Annotated in this window: 14 protein-coding genes and 1 pseudogene; 7 read left to right on the top strand and 8 right to left on the bottom strand. The window is 64.4% G+C overall.

Annotated features, from left to right (window positions below):
• Positions 1-14 precede the first annotated feature (14 nt).
• A complete protein-coding gene (locus DSC91_RS30310) occupies positions 15-398 on the top strand; it encodes a c-type cytochrome (protein ID WP_115782235.1) in 384 nt (127 codons plus the stop codon).
• Positions 399-607: 209 nt separating this feature from the next.
• On the opposite strand, the gene DSC91_RS30320 is transcribed toward DSC91_RS30310, so the two are convergent.
• The 3 genes from DSC91_RS30320 to rsxB form a co-directional block, all read right to left on the bottom strand.
• Positions 608-1,042: a DUF1841 family protein gene (locus tag DSC91_RS30320; RefSeq protein ID WP_115782237.1), complete on the bottom strand. Its 435-nt coding sequence runs from the start codon at positions 1,040-1,042 to the stop codon at positions 608-610.
• A gap of 200 nt (positions 1,043-1,242) precedes the next feature.
• The gene (gene nth / locus DSC91_RS30325) at positions 1,243-1,887 is read right to left on the bottom strand and encodes an endonuclease III (protein ID WP_115782238.1); all 645 of its coding nucleotides are present in this window, start codon (positions 1,885-1,887) and stop codon (positions 1,243-1,245) included.
• Between the two features lie 20 nt (positions 1,888-1,907).
• Entirely contained in the window at positions 1,908-2,756 is an 849-nt protein-coding gene (gene rsxB / locus DSC91_RS30330; protein ID WP_115783558.1) for an electron transport complex subunit RsxB, read from the bottom strand.
• A gap of 383 nt (positions 2,757-3,139) precedes the next feature.
• Between rsxB and DSC91_RS30335 the strand changes: the two genes are divergently transcribed.
• Positions 3,140-3,772 (top strand): TetR/AcrR family transcriptional regulator, encoded by a 633-nt coding sequence (locus DSC91_RS30335; protein WP_115782239.1) that lies wholly within the window; start codon positions 3,140-3,142, stop codon positions 3,770-3,772.
• Between the two features lie 130 nt (positions 3,773-3,902).
• On the opposite strand, the gene DSC91_RS30340 is transcribed toward DSC91_RS30335, so the two are convergent.
• On the bottom strand, positions 3,903-5,180 hold the full coding sequence (locus tag DSC91_RS30340) for a polyhydroxyalkanoate depolymerase (protein ID WP_115782240.1): 1,278 nt from the start codon (positions 5,178-5,180) through the stop codon (positions 3,903-3,905).
• A 179-nt stretch (positions 5,181-5,359) separates the two neighbouring features.
• Positions 5,360-7,246: a glycoside hydrolase family 15 protein gene (locus tag DSC91_RS30345; RefSeq protein WP_115782241.1), complete on the bottom strand. Its 1,887-nt coding sequence runs from the start codon at positions 7,244-7,246 to the stop codon at positions 5,360-5,362.
• A 230-nt stretch (positions 7,247-7,476) separates the two neighbouring features.
• Here DSC91_RS30345 and DSC91_RS30350 point away from each other — a divergent pair, with 230 nt between their 5' ends.
• Positions 7,477-7,722 carry a hypothetical protein gene (locus tag DSC91_RS30350; protein ID WP_115783559.1) on the top strand — a complete coding sequence of 82 codons (246 nt, stop codon included), beginning with the start codon at positions 7,477-7,479 and terminating at the stop codon, positions 7,720-7,722.
• Between the two features lie 248 nt (positions 7,723-7,970).
• Here the strand turns inward: DSC91_RS30350 and DSC91_RS30355 are convergent, their stop codons facing one another.
• Entirely contained in the window at positions 7,971-8,123 is a 153-nt protein-coding gene (locus DSC91_RS30355; protein ID WP_073429502.1) for a DUF3096 domain-containing protein, read from the bottom strand.
• 265 nt (positions 8,124-8,388) lie between these two features.
• Here DSC91_RS30355 and DSC91_RS30360 point away from each other — a divergent pair, with 265 nt between their 5' ends.
• Positions 8,389-9,684, top strand: a complete 1,296-nt coding sequence (locus DSC91_RS30360) for a lactonase family protein (RefSeq protein ID WP_115782242.1) — start codon at positions 8,389-8,391, stop codon at positions 9,682-9,684.
• 13 nt (positions 9,685-9,697) lie between these two features.
• On the opposite strand, the pseudogene DSC91_RS38365 reads toward DSC91_RS30360, so the two are convergent.
• Both DSC91_RS38365 and DSC91_RS30370 read right to left on the bottom strand, forming a co-directional pair.
• Positions 9,698-12,604 (bottom strand): annotated as a pseudogene (locus tag DSC91_RS38365) (DNA translocase FtsK); the annotation flags it as partial.
• 1,250 nt (positions 12,605-13,854) lie between these two features.
• Positions 13,855-14,394 carry an META domain-containing protein gene (locus DSC91_RS30370; RefSeq protein ID WP_115782244.1) on the bottom strand — a complete coding sequence of 180 codons (540 nt, stop codon included), beginning with the start codon at positions 14,392-14,394 and terminating at the stop codon, positions 13,855-13,857.
• A 194-nt stretch (positions 14,395-14,588) separates the two neighbouring features.
• Between DSC91_RS30370 and purT the strand changes: the two genes are divergently transcribed.
• The 3 genes from purT (at position 14,589) to DSC91_RS30385 (ending at position 16,684) form a co-directional block, all read left to right on the top strand.
• The gene (gene purT / locus DSC91_RS30375) at positions 14,589-15,803 is read left to right on the top strand and encodes a formate-dependent phosphoribosylglycinamide formyltransferase (RefSeq protein ID WP_115782245.1); all 1,215 of its coding nucleotides are present in this window, start codon (positions 14,589-14,591) and stop codon (positions 15,801-15,803) included.
• Positions 15,804-15,938: 135 nt separating this feature from the next.
• Complete coding sequence (locus tag DSC91_RS30380) at positions 15,939-16,151, top strand: DUF6726 family protein (protein WP_115783560.1); 213 nt, start codon at positions 15,939-15,941, stop codon at positions 16,149-16,151.
• A 164-nt stretch (positions 16,152-16,315) separates the two neighbouring features.
• The gene (locus DSC91_RS30385; protein WP_115782246.1) at positions 16,316-16,684 is read left to right on the top strand and encodes an MliC family protein; all 369 of its coding nucleotides are present in this window, start codon (positions 16,316-16,318) and stop codon (positions 16,682-16,684) included.
• Positions 16,685-16,715: the final 31 nt, after the last annotated feature.

A 16,715-nucleotide genomic window follows, 5' to 3' on the forward strand; every position in this document is an offset into this window, starting at 1 on the left:
GGATAGGAGAATTCATGAATAAGCCCCAACAGGCACTCCACACGGTGTTCAAGGCTGCATGCGCGTCGGCGGCAGTCATCGGTCTGGTTGCAGCGAACGTCGCGCACGCCGCAGACGCCGGCAACGGCAAGGTGCTGGCGGACAGCCACAACTGCGCGGCCTGCCACGGCGTCAACCTGAACAAGCCGGTGAGCCCGGAATATCCGAAGCTCGCCGGTCAGCACTCCGACTATGTCTACTGGGCGCTGCGCCAGTACCAGATGGGCAACGGCAACCCGCACCTCGGTCGCAACAACGCGATCATGCAGGCGCAGGTGCAAAGCCTGTCGCAAAGCGACATGAAGGACCTCGCGGCCTACATCGAGTCGCTGGACGGCGCGCTGGTGCAGAAGAAGTAATCGCCGTCGCGCTGTTTTTGCGCTGTTTTCAGATTGAATGACACCCCGCTTCGGCGGGGTGTTGTGTTTTTAGGGCTCGGGTTGGGTGCTGGAGCGAGTTCGAGCGGCATGCTAACCGCTGAGCCCGCTGAGCCCGCTGAGCCCGCTGAGCCCGCTGAGCCTGCTGACTCCACTGAGCCCGCTGACTCCACTGAGACCGCTCAGTCGCTTCAGTCCCGCGTGGCGCGCCGCTCGATGCGCTGCAAGTACGCATCGGTGTCCGGCGGGGTGCCGGTGCGTTGCGCTTCCCAGATGGTTTCGCCGAGGCAATCCATGATCGCGTGCTGCGCCTCGTGAGTCGAGCCGAGCCGGGCGGCAAGCCGCTCGTGCGCCGCGCGGATGCCCGGCGGCTGGTCGATTGACAACTGTTCGGTGATCGCCAGATGCATCGACAGATGCAGGAACGGGTTGGTCTGGCCGCGTTCGGGCGAATAGTCCTGGGCCTGGGCGGCTTCCGTGTCGGTAAGGTCGGCGTGATATTCCGGATGCTCGACGATCCAGTCGGCGGCGATGGCTTCGAGCGGCGTCAGAATCTCGCCTTGACGCTGCTTGCGCCAGGTGTCGGTGAAAAATTGGCGGACTTCGTCGCGGCTGGGATTGAACATCGTGGGAACGGGGCGTTGGGCGTGAGGCGGGTTGGAAGGGGGTGATTTTACGCCGAGGCAGGGCGGCGTGCTGGCGGCGCGTCAGCGGACCGAAGCGCGGCGCAGGCCCTGGGCGTACAGGGTGCGTGCCACGTACGCGACGGACCAGCACGCCACGGCGACGCGGCGTCCTCTCGTGCGCTCGCCGAACGGCGCCGCCCTCAAAGATCCGGCGGCGGCGTCTTGGGCCGGAATTCGCACAGCGGCTCGATCACGCAGTGCCAGCATTCCGGGCGGCGCGCTTTGCATACATAGCGGCCGTGCAGAATCAGCCAGTGGTGGGCGTCCTGCTTGAACTCGGCGGGCGTGAATTTCTCCAGCGCCGCTTCGACCGCGCGCACGTCTTTGCCAGGCGCGAGGCCAGTTCGATTCGCAACCCGAAAGATATGCGTGTCGACGGCGATGGTTGGATGACCGAACGCCGTGTTCAGGATCACATTCGCCGTTTTGCGGCCGACCCCAGGCAAGCTTTCGAGCGCTTCGCGATCTTCCGGCACGTCGCCGCCGTACTGGTCGAGCAGAATGCGGCAGGTTGCGATCACATTCTTCGCCTTGGTCCGATAGAGGCCAATCGTCTTGATGTAGCCGGCCACCCCTTCTTCGCCGAGATCGAAGACTTTCTGCGGCGTGTTCGCGACCGGGAACATCTTGCGCATCGCCTTGTTCACCGACACGTCGGTGGCCTGCGCCGACAGCAGCACGGCGATCAGCAGTTCGAACGGTGTCGTGTATTCGAGCTCGGTCGTGGGATGCGGGTTGAGACTCTGAAGCGTCTCGTAGATAGCGCGGCGTTTATTCGCGTTCATGCGCGGCGTGGAGTTAAAGGTTAGCGTTTCGAGGGTGGAACTTCGGTGTTACCCCCGGTGTTACCCGGGGTGTTGTCCGCAGCGAGTCCCAGACGGCGGCGGCGTGCCTCGGCGGCGTCGATCTGCGCCTGCACGTCGGCGCTGACGCGCTCGGTGTTCTGCGGCCCTTGGCCCTTGGCGGCCAACTCTTCTTTCTTCTGGCGTGCTCGTTCGAGCGCGGCCTGAATGATCGCGCGTTTCTTCGCTTCGGCGGAGTCCGCGGCGGGTGCGGCGGGTGTGGCCGCGGCACCGGTTTCCGTTGCTGGAGCGGGCGCGCTGCTGACCGCTCGCCGCGCTGCAGCACGTGCCTCGGCAGCTTCGCGTTCACGTGCGAGACGGGCGTCGCGCAGGTTGTGGCGTTCGCGCGCGGCGTCGGCCTGACTCTGGCTCCATGCGTCCCAGCCGGTTGCTTCACCCGTGACCGGCGGCATCGCAATGCAGTCGACCGGGCAAGGCGGCACACACAGGTCGCAACCGGTGCAGAGCGCGGCGATCACCGTGTGCATCTGTTTCGGTGCGCCAACTATTGCATCGACCGGACAAGCCTGCATGCACAGCGTGCAGCCGATGCAAACTTGTTCGTCGATAACCGCCAACGGACGAGGCCGCTCGACGCCGTTGGCGGAATTGAGCGGAATCACCGGTTTGCCGAGCAGTGCGGCGAGGCGCGCGACGCCTTCGGCGCCACCCGGCGGGCACTGGTTGTAGTCGGCCTCGCCATGGGCGACGGCTTCGGCATACGGGCGGCAGGCGGGATAGCCGCACTTCGTGCATTGCGTTTGGGGCAGCAGATCTTCGATGCGATCTGCGAGTGTTCTGGAATCGGTCACGGTCACGACGTTGGGGCTTGCCTCGTGGCCGCACAGCGTACCGGGTGCGGATTAGGGAAAACACGCGGCAGGCCGGGGCAACACAAAAGCGCTGCGAAAGCGCAAACACGCGCCGATATAGGCAAGTACAGACACGAATAGAGGCGCGAATTTGTGCAACTAAGGCTGCAACTAAGCGCAAGCGCTGAGCTTGAACTAAATAGCACATTATCGCCGATTTCCCCAATTGCCATCCGCAATCCATGTGCCATAATCGAAGCGCTTTTTCGAAAGACCGCAGAAGGGTGTTCCCCCAACCAGCCCGTTCAGTGCTGTCGGTGCAAGGCCCGAGGAGAGGCCGGCGGCGCGATCCGGATAACGCGGCTCACGAAGACGATGCCACCATGAATCAGCCGAAAATCAAAAGAGATCCTGAAGGCACGCGGCGCCGCATTCTGCTTGCGGCGGCCGAAGAGTTTGCAAATGGAGGGTTGTTCGGCGCGCGCGTCGATCAGATCGCCCGCCGCGCGGAGACCAATGAACGCATGCTCTATTACTACTTCGGTAGCAAGGAGCAGCTTTTCACTGCGGTACTCGAGCACGCATTCAGCGCGCTCAATGAAGCGGAACGAACGCTCGAGCTGAACGGCATCGCGCCGGTCGAGGCCATCACACGTCTCGCGCATTTTGTTTGGGATTACTATCGCGATCATCCTGAGTTGCTGCGTCTCGTCAATAACGAGAATCTGCATGAGGCACGCTACATGCAGAAGTCGACGCGCATCCGCGAAATGATCTCGCCGATCGTCGCCACGCTCGGCAGCATTCTGGAGCGTGGTCAACGCGCGGGCCTGTTTCGCACCAACGTCGATCCATTGCGCTTTTATGTGACGCTGTCCGGCATGGGCTACTACATCGTGTCGAACCGTTTTACGCTTGAAGCGACACTCGGCCGCGATTTCAGCAGCGCGAGCGAACGCAGTGAGGTCATCCAGATGAACACCGAGTTGCTGCTTGCGTATCTGTTGCGGAAGTAAGGCCGCAGCGCGGCCGCGCATCTACGGCATAAGAAGCGGCAAAACAGGCGTCATAAGAAGCAAAAGAAGCAGTCCCGGAAACGACAACGGCCTCTAAAAAGAGGCCGTTGTCTATCTATGCGCGCGGTGCTCAGGCTTCGACTTTTTCCTTCGCTACCTTCGGCGCCTTGTTGTGCTCGAGGATGAAGTCGCGCAACTGCGGATAGATGATGGTGCGCCACCGGCGGCCCGAGAAAATGCCGTAATGGCCGCATTTCTCCGCGGTGAAGTGACGCTTGTTCTTCTCCGGAATGCCGCTGCACAACTCTTGCGCGGCGAACGTCTGACCGTCGCCGGAGATATCGTCCAACTCCCCTTCGATCGTGAAAAGCGCGGTCGTCTTGATGTCCTGCGGACGCACCCGCTCGCCCGCGACGTCCCACGTGCCTTCGGCGAGACTGAATTCCTGGAACACCACGCGGATCGTGTCGAGGTAATAGTCGGCGTCCATGTCGAGCACTGCGTTGTACTCGTCGTAGAAGCGGCGATGGGCTTCCGCGTCGTCTTCGTCGCCGCGCAGGAGGCTTTGGTAGAAGTCCCAGTGCGAGGCCGCGTGGCGCTCAGGATTCATCGCGACGAAGCCGGTGTGTTGCAGGAAGCCCGGGTAAACCTTACGGCCCACGCCAGGATAGTTCGGCGGCACCGTGAAGATCACGTTGTTTTCGAACCATTCATACGAGTGCTGCGTGGCGAGCGAGTTGACCGAGGTCGGGCTCTTACGCGCGTCGATCGGGCCGCCCATCATCGTCATGGTGCGCGGTGTGTCTTCGCCGCGGCTCGCCATCAGCGAAATGGCGGCGAGCACCGGAACGGTAGGCTGACATACCGAGATCACGTGCAGATTCTTCGCGCCGATGTGGCGGATGAATTCCTGGATGTAGGCGATGTAATCGTCGAGATGAAATTCGCCTTCTTCGAGCGGCACCATGCGTGCGTCGATCCAGTCGGTCAGATAAACCTTGTGGTCTTGCAGCAACGTGCGCACGGTATCGCGCAGGAGCGTGGCGTGGTGTCCTGACAACGGCGCGCACACCAGCACGACCGGCTCATCTTTCAATTGGGTAACAGCGCCGCTGTCGTCCGCGAAACGCTTGAAGCGCATCAGGCGGCAAAACGGCTTTTCGATGATCGTCTGTTCGATGATCGGAATGTTGTGACCGTCTTTGACAATCTGATGAAGGTTGAACTCAGGCTTTTCGTAATCTTTGCCGAGCCGGTAGAGCAGTTCGTAGCCGGCTGAAAGGCGTGTGGCGCCGGGCACATAGGCCAAAGGGCTGGCGGGATTCGCGAACGATTTCGACGCAGCTTGGGCCCAGGCGGTAAGGGGGCTCAACATCGCCCGTTGGAATTCGTGCAGTTGGTAGAGCATGGGTGCTCCGTTTAAGCGGTTCGCATGGGGCTTGGCAAACACGCGTGTGGCGTTGCGGCAGGCCGTATAGGTTGTAGGCACATTGATTTTCGGCCAACAGTCTGCTCGATCATACTGAACAAAGCGTACTTGTGCAATGCAGCAATTTACACGCGAACTGTGTGCAAACTGTCATTGAATCATGGTACTGGCGATGCTGCCGCGCCGCTATCGGGGGTTGCCGCAGCCTCAAGTTCTCCCGCCACGGTGCCGTTATGCGGCGGTTGCCCGGTTGCCTGAGCCATGGCCTGTTCGTGCTTCATCAGGTTAAGGCCGGTGTGCACCAGCGCGACGTGCGAAAAGCCTTGCGGGAAATTACCGACCAGGCGCTTCGCGGCCGGATCGTACTCTTCCGCGAGCAAACCGACGTCATTGCAGAGGTCGAGCAGCCGTTCGTACATCGCGGTGGCTTCGTCGATGCGGCCTTGCAGCGCCAGGTTGTCCACCATCCAGAACGAGCACGCGAGGAAGGTGCCTTCGCCGGGCGGCAGGCCGTCGTCGTATTCGGTGGTGCGGTAGCGCATCACGAAGCCGTCGTGCATCAAATCCTTTTCGATCGCTTCCACCGTGCCCTTGACGCGCGGGTCCGCCGGCGGGAGGAAGCCGACCAGCGGCATCAACAGCACGCTCGCATCGAGCTGGTCGCTGCCGTAGGACTGGGAGAACGCGTTGAGCGCCGGATTCCATGCCTTCGCGCAGACTTCCGCGTGGATTGCCGCGCGGGTCGTGCGCCATTCGTCGAGTGGGCCTTCCAGCTTGAACATTTCGGCGGACCGGATGGCGCGGTCGTAGGCGACCCACGCCATCACCTTGGAGAAGGTGAAGTGCTGGCGGCCGCCGCGCGTTTCCCAGATGCCTTCGTCCGGCTCCTGCCAGATCGTGTCGAGATGGCGGAGCAACGCGCGCTGCACGTTCCATGCGGTGTCGTCCGCCTGCAGGCCGCCGACGCGCGCGAGATGCAGCGCGTTCATCACTTCGCCGTAGACGTCGAGCTGGCGCTGACCGACCGCGTTGTTGCCGATCCGCACGGGCTTGGCATCCTGATAGCCCGGCAGCCAGTCGATTTCGAACTCGGGCAGGCGCCGCTCGCCGGCGATCCCGTACATGATCTGCAACTGGTCGGGCGCGCCGGCCATCACGCGGCCGAGCCAGCTGCGCCACGCGCGGGCTTCGTCGTAGTAGCCGCCGCGCATCATCGCGAGCAGCGTGATGGTGGCGTCGCGCAGCCAGCAGTAGCGGTAGTCCCAGTTGCGCGTGCCGCCCAACTGTTCGGGCAGCGAGGTGGTGGGCGCGGCGACGATGCCGCCGGTCGGCTCGTACGCAAGCGCCTTCAGCGTAATCAGCGAGCGCTGGATCTGCGCGGCCCATTTGCCTTCGACCGTGCTGCGCGCGGACCATTCGAGCCAATGGTTCTCGGTGCGGGCGAGCGACGTGTGCGGATCGCGTCCCGGCGGAATGCGCAGATGCGACGCCGCATAGGCCAGCGAAAACGGCACGCGCTCGCCTTCGCTCACGGTGAACGCGGAGACGGTCTTCATGTCCTCGCCACGCAACTCGACTGGCGTGCGCAGCACGACAGTGTCCGGGCCGACGATCGCCTTGACGCCGCTGTCGTGCTTCAGGCGATCCACCCACGGAACCGAAAAGCCATAGTCGAAGCGCAGCACCAGTTCCATCCGCATGCGCACCGCACCGCGTTTGCCGACCACGATCCGCACCATCTCCGACCAGCCGTTGCCCGGCGGCATGAAGTCGATCAGCGTGACCGCGCCGTCGGGCGTTTCGAAATCGGTTTCCAGGACCAGCGTCTCACCGCGATAACGGCGCGTGATCGTGGGCGGCGTATCCGAATCCGAGACCGGCGAAATCAGCCAGCGGCCGTTGTCGGGCGTGCCGAGCAGGGCGGCAAAGCACGCGCCGGAGTCGAAGCGCGGCCAGCAGAGCCAGTCGACCGAACCGTCGCGGGAGACGAGCGCGGCCGTGTGGCCGTCGCCGATGAGCGCATAGTCTTCGATGAGTGCGGGCATGGAGGAGCGTGCCTGTTTTACGCGAGGCGACGGCCGCCGCGCCTGGGGTCATTGTTTTTGCCGGGCTCGCGCCATGCGTTCTGGTTCAGCGCGCAATGCGGCAAAACGTGAGTTGGTAAATTGTCAAATCACTGCCTACAATCAATTTTCATGCCGATGCCTGGAGCCCTCTGGATCATGCACCGGCCCCGCCCTGGCGCATGCAGACGCCGTTTTCGAGGATCCAAGCAATGCTGAACCCGTCGAAATCCGATTGCATCACAATTCTCTCCGCTGCCAACGAACTGGCCGACGACTCGATGTTGCCGCTCGAACATGGCCAGCTGGGCCTGAGCCGTAACGGAATGCTGGCTGCGGCGGCCTTTCTGATCGAGCGGGCTTGTTTCCGCCGTCATCAGGAGGGCGACGGTCATTATGCCGTCGGCGGATTGTCGTTGCAGGGGCGCTTGCGGCTGGAACAGCTTTCGAACGGCTGACCGTCTGTCCACTGCGCGAGTTCGCACCGCGCGGCTGTGCGCGCTTGTCCTGTATCGGGCGCGTTGCATCCGGCGCGCAGTCGTCATGCACACGCCGCTTCCCCATGCCACGTGGTGCGCCGCCGCAGCGGCCATCCATAGGCGCTCCACTCCCCACACCGGAATCCCTTCGTGCGACGCGCTGCCGGGCCGGCACTGCGCCCGGTCGAGCGTCCCTTGTCGCTTCCATGGCTGACTGCCGCCGCCGCTCAGAAGTGCGACGCCCCCACGCCGAAAATCCCAATGATGCCGATGATGATCAGATAGAGCGCGACGATGTAGTTCAACAGGCGCGGCATGACGAGAATCAGAATACCGGCGATCAACGAAACCAGCGGGCCCAGGCTGAGTGTGACGTTCATGAAGACTCCATAGTGTGAGAGGGGGAGACGCGTTTGAAAAAACACCCCGCCGGCGGGACAATTGCTACACATGCGCCGATATGCCGGCTAGCCGTTCGAGGCCCGGCCTACGCGGCCCGGCCGATCGCGGCCCGGCCGGATTCGCTGCATGATCCGGCGCAACGCTTCTATACTTGCCTCGATAAAACAATTCGACCGATTGCGCGGCAGACCAGCGACACCGTTACAACCGAATCGACCAGATAACCGATGTAGAGGAGGTCACATGCTTCGCCGTCGCCGGGCCGCAATGCGTGCCGTCTCAAGCGCTCCTTTGCCTTCTGCTGCTCAATCCACCTCATGGCGCGTCGAGAGGCCGGCACCTCTTTGCTCCGCCCGCTCGATAATAAACGGTTTCGTGCTCATGGTCTCGATTGTTGCTTCGCATGCGTTTGCGCAAGATTCCGGCCCGGTTCCCGCCGACGGCGTTTATGACATGCTGGTCGGCACTTACACCGGCGGCAAGAGCGAAGGGGTGTACGTCTATCGCTTCGACACGAAGACGGGCGAAGCGACCCGCGTGTCGGTCGCGCAGACGGTCAACCCGTCGTATCTGGTGGTGAGCCGGGACCGCCGCTTCGTCTATGCGGTCAACGAATTGCCCGGCGACAACGGCCCGGCGACACAACGCGGCGGCATCAGCGCGTTTCGCTTCGACGCCGCGAGCGGCCAGCTCACCTTTCTCAACAAGGTCTCGGCGGACGGCAATGATCCGTGCTATCTGAGCCTGTCGCCGGACGGCAAATATCTGCTGACCGCGAACTACTCGGTGGCGGCCGATCCGGGCGGCAGCTTCGCGGTGTTCCCATTGCAGGCGGATGGCCAGGTCGGGGCGTCGGTGCTGACGGTGCACCATGAAGGCGGCGGTCCGGTGAAGGGTCGTCAGGACAACTCGCACGTGCATTCCACCGTGTTCTCGCCGGACGGTCATTACCTGTTCGCGCAGGACCTGGGCGCCGACAAGCTCTACTCGTACCGCTACACGCCGGACGGAAGCCGCGGCCTGTTCGGCCCGACCGATTGGCGCTACACCCAGGAGAAAGCGGGCACGGGCCCGCGTCACCTGGTGTTCGGCGCGGACGGCAAGCATGCGTATCTGACGAGCGAGTTGAGCGCTACGGTCAGCACCTTCAACTACGCCGACGGCAAGCTCACGCAGGTGCAAACGATCTCGTTGACCGAGCCCGGCTTCAAGGGCGCGGTAGGCGCCGCGGCCATTCACCTGTCGCCGGACGGGCGCTTTCTGTACGCCACGAATCGTGGCGATGCGAACGAGATCGTGATCTTCTCGGTCGATCCGGCCAACGGTCATCTGAAGAAGATTGGACACCAGTCGAGCCTTGGCAAGTCGCCGCGCGAATTCGCGATCGACCCGACCGGCAACTGGCTGATTGTCGGCAATCAGAACAGCGGCACGGTGTATGTGTTCAAGCGCGATCGGCAGAGCGGATTGCTCGAAGCGAATCCGAAGCGTATCGAGATCGACTCGCCGGTGGACTTCAAGCTGGTGTCGCCGTCGTGAGGCTGGGGCGTGTTCATTCCGCCGGTCCCGGCGCGAGCACTTCGCGGCTGCCGTTGATGCCCATTGCGGACACCAGGCCCGCCGTCTCCATCTGCTCGACGAGGCGCGCCGCGCGGTTATAACCGATGCGCAATTGCCGCTGCACCGACGAGATCGACGCGCGCCGCGTGCGTACTACGAAGGCGACGGCTTCATCGTAAAGCGGATCGGCTTCGGCATCCGGCGTGTCGCCGAACAGATCGGGCGACGCGCCTTCGGTAGCCGGGCCGTCGAGAATGCCTTCTTCGTACTGCGGTTCGCCGAACTGCTTCAGATACTCGACGATCCGATGTACTTCCTCGTCGGCGACGAACGCGCCGTGCACGCGCTGCGGATAACCCGTGCCTGGCGGCAGGAACAGCATGTCGCCCTGGCCGAGCAGGGATTCGGCGCCCATCTGATCGAGAATGGTGCGCGAGTCGATTTTCGACGACACCTGGAAGGCCACGCGCGTCGGAATGTTCGCCTTGATGAGGCCGGTGATCACGTCCACCGACGGACGCTGCGTCGCCAGAATCAGGTGAATGCCGGCGGCGCGCGCCTTCTGCGCGAGACGCGCGATCAGCTCCTCGATCTTCTTGCCCGCGACCATCATCAAGTCGGCCAGCTCGTCGATCACCACAACGATCAGCGGCAGCGGTGCGAGCGGTTCGGGCGCCTCCGGCGTCAGCGAGAACGGGTTGCCGAGCTTCTTGCCCTTGGCTTCCGTGTCGCGAATCTTCTGGTTGAAGCCTGCCAGGTTGCGCACACCGACCGCTGACATGAGCCGGTAGCGCTTTTCCATTTCGCCGACGCACCAGTTCAGCGCGTTGGCGGCCAGCTTCATGTCGGTCACGACCGGCGCGAGCAGATGCGGGATGCCTTCGTACACCGACAGCTCCAGCATCTTCGGGTCGATCATGATCAGGCGCACTTCTTCGGGCGTCGCCTTGTAGAGCAGCGAGCAGATCATCGCGTTGATCGCCACGGACTTGCCCGAACCCGTCGTGCCGGCCACCAGCATGTGCGGCGCCTTCGCCAGATCGGCGACCACCGGATGGCCGGTGATGTCCTTGCCCATCGCCAGCGTCAACTGTGAATGCGAGTTCTGGTAGACGCCGGCTTCGAGGATTTCGGACAGGCGGATCGTCTGCCGCTTCGCATTCGGCAACTCGAGACCCATGCAGGTCTTGCCGGGAATCGTCTCGACCACGCGAATGGACGTGAGACCAAGGCCGCGCGACAGGTCCTTCATCAGGCCGACAATCTGGCTGCCTCGCACGCCCAGCGCCGGCTCGACTTCGAAGCGCGTGATGACCGGGCCGGCCGAATGACCGACCACCGTGACCGGCACCTTGAATTCCTGTAGGCGCTGTTCGATCAGCAGGCCGGTTTCGATGAGATTTTCTTCTGAAACGGGTTCGACGTCGGTGTCGGCGCGCGCGAGCAGATCGAGCGTCGGCAACTCGACCATCGATGCCGCGGGTGCGCGAAATTCGAAGCCGTTAGCGGGGCTGTGGCCGCGCAGCGGCGCGCGCTGGATCGGGGGCTCCGGGGGGGCTGCGGGTTCGTCGACGATGGCGGCAGAGGCTATTGGTGCGGGCTGGACCGCGAAGCTTGGGAAGCGAACCACGTTCGACGCGTCCGAGGCGGTGCCTTGCGGCTCCGCTGCGGCTACGATGGCCGAGGCGGCGGGCGGGTTCAAATCGTCAGAACCGTCCGATACGTCCGATACGTCCGGCAGGGCAGGGGCATCCATCGCATCGGCGTCGACTGGCGCCGCTGCTTCGCTCGCGCTCGCGACGTGCCAAGGCGGTGTGGCGTGATACATCGGCACGGGCGTCGCGGTGTGCGCGTGAGTCGGCGCGATCTGTGCAACGTGTGTCGTCGCGTCCTGCGACGGCGTGTCGGCCGGGCTGGATGACGGCACTTCTTCCGTGCGCATTTCGCTAGCGTGCGCTAGGACCGCTGTATCGGCAGTAGTCGCCCCATTCGACGCCGCAATTTGAGAATCGAGTGCAGGCTGGTTAAACGGCTGCGCCTGTTTAGCGGGCGAATTTGCGTTGCTGTCTTTATCAATTTCGGGGTGTGTCGGTTCGTCTTCGACGAATGGCGACACGTCCGCTTGCGCGCGGCTCGCTTCCAACTGGGCCGCAAAGATTTGAAACGGCGTAGGCGTGGGCATCGGCGCTGCATACTGCATGGCTGGTGCTGGTGCTGGTGCTGGTGCTGGTGCTGGTGCTGGTGCTGGTGCTGGTGCTGGTGCTGGTGCTTGCACCAGTGCCTCCACTTGTACTGATGTCGACGGCTCTCCTGGTGCCGAAACCTCTATTGGTGTCGATGCATCTGCTGGTGCCGAAGCATCTGCTGGTGCCGAAACCTCCGCCGATGCCGAAGCCTCTGCCAATACCGCCTCTTGCGCCGACGCCAATGCGGATGCCGACATATGCACCGCGACCAACGGTGCCTGGATAACCGGCGGCTCAATCGGCCATTGCACGACGGGCTCGGTGCCTGGCTCGACCGGCGCTTCGGAAGCGGCTTCGATCCCCAGCGTTTCGACCTGCGACTGCGCCGGCGCAGCAGGGCGCTGCGGCGCGGCCCCGGCTACGTCCTGCAAAGGCGCGCTTACTACCGGCACCTCAGCCATTCCAAGTTCGCGTGCACTCGGCGAAGCCACGCCCGATTGCCCAGCCTCGACCGGCGGCTCGGCGCTCGCCGGAGTCGTCGTGACCGTCGCATTTTCCGCGCCGGTGCTGCGCGCGAGGCTGACGCCGGCGATGTCGGTCCAGCGCGCGGCGTTTTCCGCGATGCTGCGAAGGGTTTCCTGGACGCTGGCGGGCGGCGCGACCTTCTGCGCTGTGGCCATCGGCCGGGTATAACTCGGGGCCGGTGTACTGAGTGAAGCCGGATGCCGCGTTGTCTGTGCCGGCGCGGTGTTGCCGTTCGCGCGCGGAGCGGGCGAGAGCGGCTGCCCGGCGGCCGTGGAGCGAGCTCCCGAAAATGTCCCACCGGCGCCTGAACCCGGCATCGTCGACGGACGGCCTTCGCCGGCCGAAGCGTTCGTCGCCGAACCGGTTGCCGATGCGGGTGCGCGCGGCGCCGTTGCCGGCTCTCGCAACCATCCGGCCGGCGCAACCGGCTCGATTGGCATCCGTGCAGCCCGGTCTATGTTCGGCGAGGGCGTCTGGGTCGGCGTCTGCGCCTGCATCGGCACGTGTGGCCGTCGTGCTTGGCGCGGCGGCGTGGCGGACGTGCGCAGCACCGGCTCCGCCTGCGCGGGCTGGTTGCGCGTCTTCCCCGCGTCGGCGCGCCAGTTCGCTCCGGCGCTACGCGCCGCTGCGTCCCTGGCCGCCGCTGCACCGGCCGAACCGGTAGCCGCAGCCGCGCCGCGGCCGTTTGCCGGTGGCCGCCAGACGGTCGGGCGCGCATAGCGTCCATTGCTTTTGGGCGCCATCGTATTGGTGGACGTCGACAGGTGCGACGGCAAACCGTCGTCGACGCTGCGATGGCGGCGCGCTTCCTCGTCGCGTTTCGCGAGGCCGCGCGACAGACCGAGGCCGAATGCACCGTCGGCCCACACGACGGCGTCGCGCCAGCGGAAGTCGATCAGCCAGGGCAGGCTGATCGCGAGCAGGGCAAGCGCCGCGAGCGGCGTGCCGATATGTCCGAGCAGATGACCGAAGCCCGCTGCCAGCGCGTGGCCGAAGCCATTCACGCCGGCCGCGCCGACCAGCGACGCCTCCAGCGTGCAGCTTGCCACCATGACGCAGACGAAGCCGAGCCAAAGGCGGATCGTGCCGGGGCCGCGCAAACCCGCGCCGCCCGGCAGCACCGACTTCACGAGGCGCCACAAAAGAGGAATGAACCAGACGGCCGACCCGCCGAACCAGCCGAAAACTACCGTGTGCATACTAGACATCAACGAATGACGGACGCGTGGAAACGCAATCCGTCGAGTTTAACCGGCGAAGCCCGATGCTTCGAAGGCAGACGCAAGTATGCTTGCGTCAGAATGGGAAAGCAGGCCGATCCGCGGCCTGCCGTCGGTGAAAAACAACGGCTGCTAAGACAGCCTGCGCGTGCCGTCTGGGCAGCGCCGGCAGCAACCGGCCAACCGCTTGTCTGCCTGCGGATCGATCCGTCTACGTATCACTTGGCGCTGCGATCGAACGTGAGCGTGTCGCCGTTGTCGAGCACCAGCTGCATCTGCTGCGGGGCGCGCATCTGCACGCCGGTGCGGTCGATGTGGTTCAGCGCGTCGAGATACGAGCCTTCGATCTGTCCGCCCGGTGTCATGCACGCCATGCGCGTGCCGCCCAGGGTGCCGAAGCTCAGCTTGCCGTCCTTCAGCGCATACGAGCCCATGTAGCGATTGCAGCCTGAAAAGCCGCTGGCGTGACGCTGGCCTTTGTCGGTGGAGAGCACCAGCGTGATCGGCGCGCCCTGATCCGCGGACGGAATCGCACGCGCCGTGCCGTCGGCCTGTTTCCAGCCGGAGAGCACCCAACTGGTGTCGTCGAGCAGCTGCGTGGCCGCCGGGTTGAACGGATCGGGCGGCGCGGCTTCCGAATCGGGATGCTTCGGGATGGCGCACGCGCTGCAGAGCGCGGCGAGGCCCAACGCGGCGATGGCCGTGCGCGCATAAGGGATGAAGCGCGCAACACCTCGCGCGGAGGAGCTTTGGAGCATGACGTCGTTCCTCTTCAGACTGGCGAAGGCGTAAGGGTAACGCACTCGGCACGCCGCACGCGAGCGCGACGGCGCAGCGGATGCGGCACGGGATGCGCATGGGGGTGCGCATCGGGGTGCGCATCGGGGTGCGCATGTTAACATCGTGCTCTACCCAATCCCACCCTCATCCGACTTTTATATCTGGAGACCCCATGCAGATCGGCCAACGGATCGGCACGCCCCTTTCTGAATCCGCCACGCGCGTCATGCTGCTCGGCGCCGGCGAGCTCGGCAAGGAAGTGATCATCGCGCTGCAACGGCTGGGCGTCGAAGTGATCGCCGTTGACCGTTATCCGAACGCGCCGGGTCATCAGGTCGCCCATCGCGCGCACGTGATCGACATGACCGACCGCGCCGCCTTGCGCGCGCTGGTCGAACAGGAACGCCCGCACCTGATCGTTCCCGAGATCGAAGCCATCGCGACCGACGCACTTGCCGCCATCGAAAGCGACGGCCTCGCCGAAGTGATCCCGACCGCGCGCGCCACGCAACTCACCATGAACCGCGAAGGCATCCGCCGCCTGGCCGCTGAAGAACTCGGTCTGCCGACCTCGCCGTACGCGTTCGCCGATTCTCTCGAGGAACTGCGCGCGGGCATTGCCAAGGTCGGCTACCCGTGCGTGGTGAAGCCGGTGATGTCGTCGTCGGGCAAGGGGCAGTCGGTGCTGAAGAGCGACGCGGACGTCGACACCGCCTGGCAATACGCGATGGCGGGTGGCCGCGTGAATCACGGCCGGGTGATTGTCGAAGGGTTTATCGACTTCGAATACGAAATCACGCAACTGACCGTGCGCGCGATCGATCCGGCGAGCGGCGAAGTCAGCACGTATTTCTGCGACCCGATCGGGCACGTGCAGGTGGCGGGCGACTACGTCGAATCGTGGCAGCCGCAGCCGATGAGCCCGCTCGCGCTGGAGCGCTCGCGTGAAGTGGCGCACAAGGTGACGGCGGCATTGGGCGGCAGGGGCCTCTTTGGCGTGGAACTTTTCGTGCGCGGCGATGACGTATGGTTCTCGGAAGTGAGTCCGCGTCCGCACGATACGGGTCTGGTCACGCTGTGCTCGCAGCGCTTTTCGGAGTTCGAATTGCACGCGCGCGCGATTCTCGGTTTGCCGGTGGATACGTCGCTGCGGGCGCCGGGTGCGTCGGCGGTGATTTACGGTGGGCTGGACGAAGAGGCGATCGCTTTCGAAGGTGTCGCGGCGGCGTTGGCGGTGCCGAATGCGGATCTGCGGCTCTTCGGCAAGCCGGAGAGTTTCGTCAAGCGCCGCATGGGCGTGGCGCTGGCCACCGGCGAGACCACCGGGGAGGCGCGCTCGCGTGCTAAGCAGGCCGCGGCGGCGGTGCGGCCGGTTTCCACGAAGTAGCGCGCGTCGACGCGCGCTGCGGATCGCCGCGGCACATTGACGTGCGATGCTGATCTGCAATGCGGTCGCCGCGTGTTTCGCAAAGCCGTTGCGCGCGAAACCCGGCTCATGAAGTTCGTTGAAGTTGAGGTGCGTATGACCCTGGCGTTCCGCAAGAACACGCGGTTTGGAAGACTGGGCTCCTTCGGAGCACTTGGCGTGCTGCTTGTGCTCTGTGCCGGCCTGACGGGGTGCGGCCTCGCCGCTGCGCCGTGCCGGGTCGCGTCGGCTGGGTTGAAGATCGTGCCGCTGGTCGGGCATGTGGCCGCAGCGCCGACCGACGCCTGCGCCGACGTGATCGATCCGTGATCGATCCATGAGCAATGCGCGACCGGTTCACGATAGGGTCATGAGTGTTCCGGGCGCGTAACGCAGTCGCAGCCGCAGCCGCAGCCGCAGTTCCAGAGGCCAACACTGCTGCAGCGCAAGGCGCGCCGCCCATGCTTGATGTGCAACAACGATCGAGGCATCGAATGAAGAATTGGCTTGTTGCACTCACTGCGGCGGCGGGTCTTGCGGCGCTGGCCGGCAATGCGTGGGCCGCGCCGTTGAACCTCGCCGAGATTCAGGCCAGGAATCGTCAGACGCACAAATATACCTGCGCGACCGGCAAGATTCTGCAAGTGACCTACTGGAACACGGCGAACGGTCAGAGCTTTGCACTCGTGCCTGTCAAGGGCCGGCAACTGCTGTTCGTCAACACGATCTCGGCTTCCGGCGCGAAGTATCAGGCCGGTAGCTACACCTGGTGGACCAAGGGCCCGCGCGCCGACCTGTACGACGCGACGGATGGCGAAAACGCCCCGCCGATGCTGTCCGACTGCGTCACCATCAATCGCTGAGCATGATGCGGCGGCTTTCTTCAAACATGCC

The organism is Paraburkholderia caffeinilytica (assembly GCF_003368325.1).
In the GTDB taxonomy this organism is placed as follows: domain Bacteria; phylum Pseudomonadota; class Gammaproteobacteria; order Burkholderiales; family Burkholderiaceae; genus Paraburkholderia; species Paraburkholderia caffeinilytica.

Coding starts and splice junctions, on each gene's coding strand:
- DSC91_RS30350 (WP_115783559.1), top strand. CDS start 7,477: ATGCTGAACCCGTCGAAATCCGATTGCATCACAATTCTCTCCGCTGCC.
- DSC91_RS30380 (WP_115783560.1), top strand. CDS start 15,939: ATGACCCTGGCGTTCCGCAAGAACACGCGGTTTGGAAGACTGGGCTCC.
- DSC91_RS30345 (WP_115782241.1), bottom strand. CDS start 7,246: ATGCCCGCACTCATCGAAGACTATGCGCTCATCGGCGACGGCCACACG.
- DSC91_RS30335 (WP_115782239.1), top strand. CDS start 3,140: ATGAATCAGCCGAAAATCAAAAGAGATCCTGAAGGCACGCGGCGCCGC.
- DSC91_RS30360 (WP_115782242.1), top strand. CDS start 8,389: ATGCTTCGCCGTCGCCGGGCCGCAATGCGTGCCGTCTCAAGCGCTCCT.
- DSC91_RS30355 (WP_073429502.1), bottom strand. CDS start 8,123: ATGAACGTCACACTCAGCCTGGGCCCGCTGGTTTCGTTGATCGCCGGT.
- purT (WP_115782245.1), top strand. CDS start 14,589: ATGCAGATCGGCCAACGGATCGGCACGCCCCTTTCTGAATCCGCCACG.
- nth (WP_115782238.1), bottom strand. CDS start 1,887: ATGAACGCGAATAAACGCCGCGCTATCTACGAGACGCTTCAGAGTCTC.
- DSC91_RS30320 (WP_115782237.1), bottom strand. CDS start 1,042: ATGTTCAATCCCAGCCGCGACGAAGTCCGCCAATTTTTCACCGACACC.
- DSC91_RS30310 (WP_115782235.1), top strand. CDS start 15: ATGAATAAGCCCCAACAGGCACTCCACACGGTGTTCAAGGCTGCATGC.
- DSC91_RS30385 (WP_115782246.1), top strand. CDS start 16,316: ATGAAGAATTGGCTTGTTGCACTCACTGCGGCGGCGGGTCTTGCGGCG.
- DSC91_RS30340 (WP_115782240.1), bottom strand. CDS start 5,180: ATGCTCTACCAACTGCACGAATTCCAACGGGCGATGTTGAGCCCCCTT.
- DSC91_RS30370 (WP_115782244.1), bottom strand. CDS start 14,394: ATGCTCCAAAGCTCCTCCGCGCGAGGTGTTGCGCGCTTCATCCCTTAT.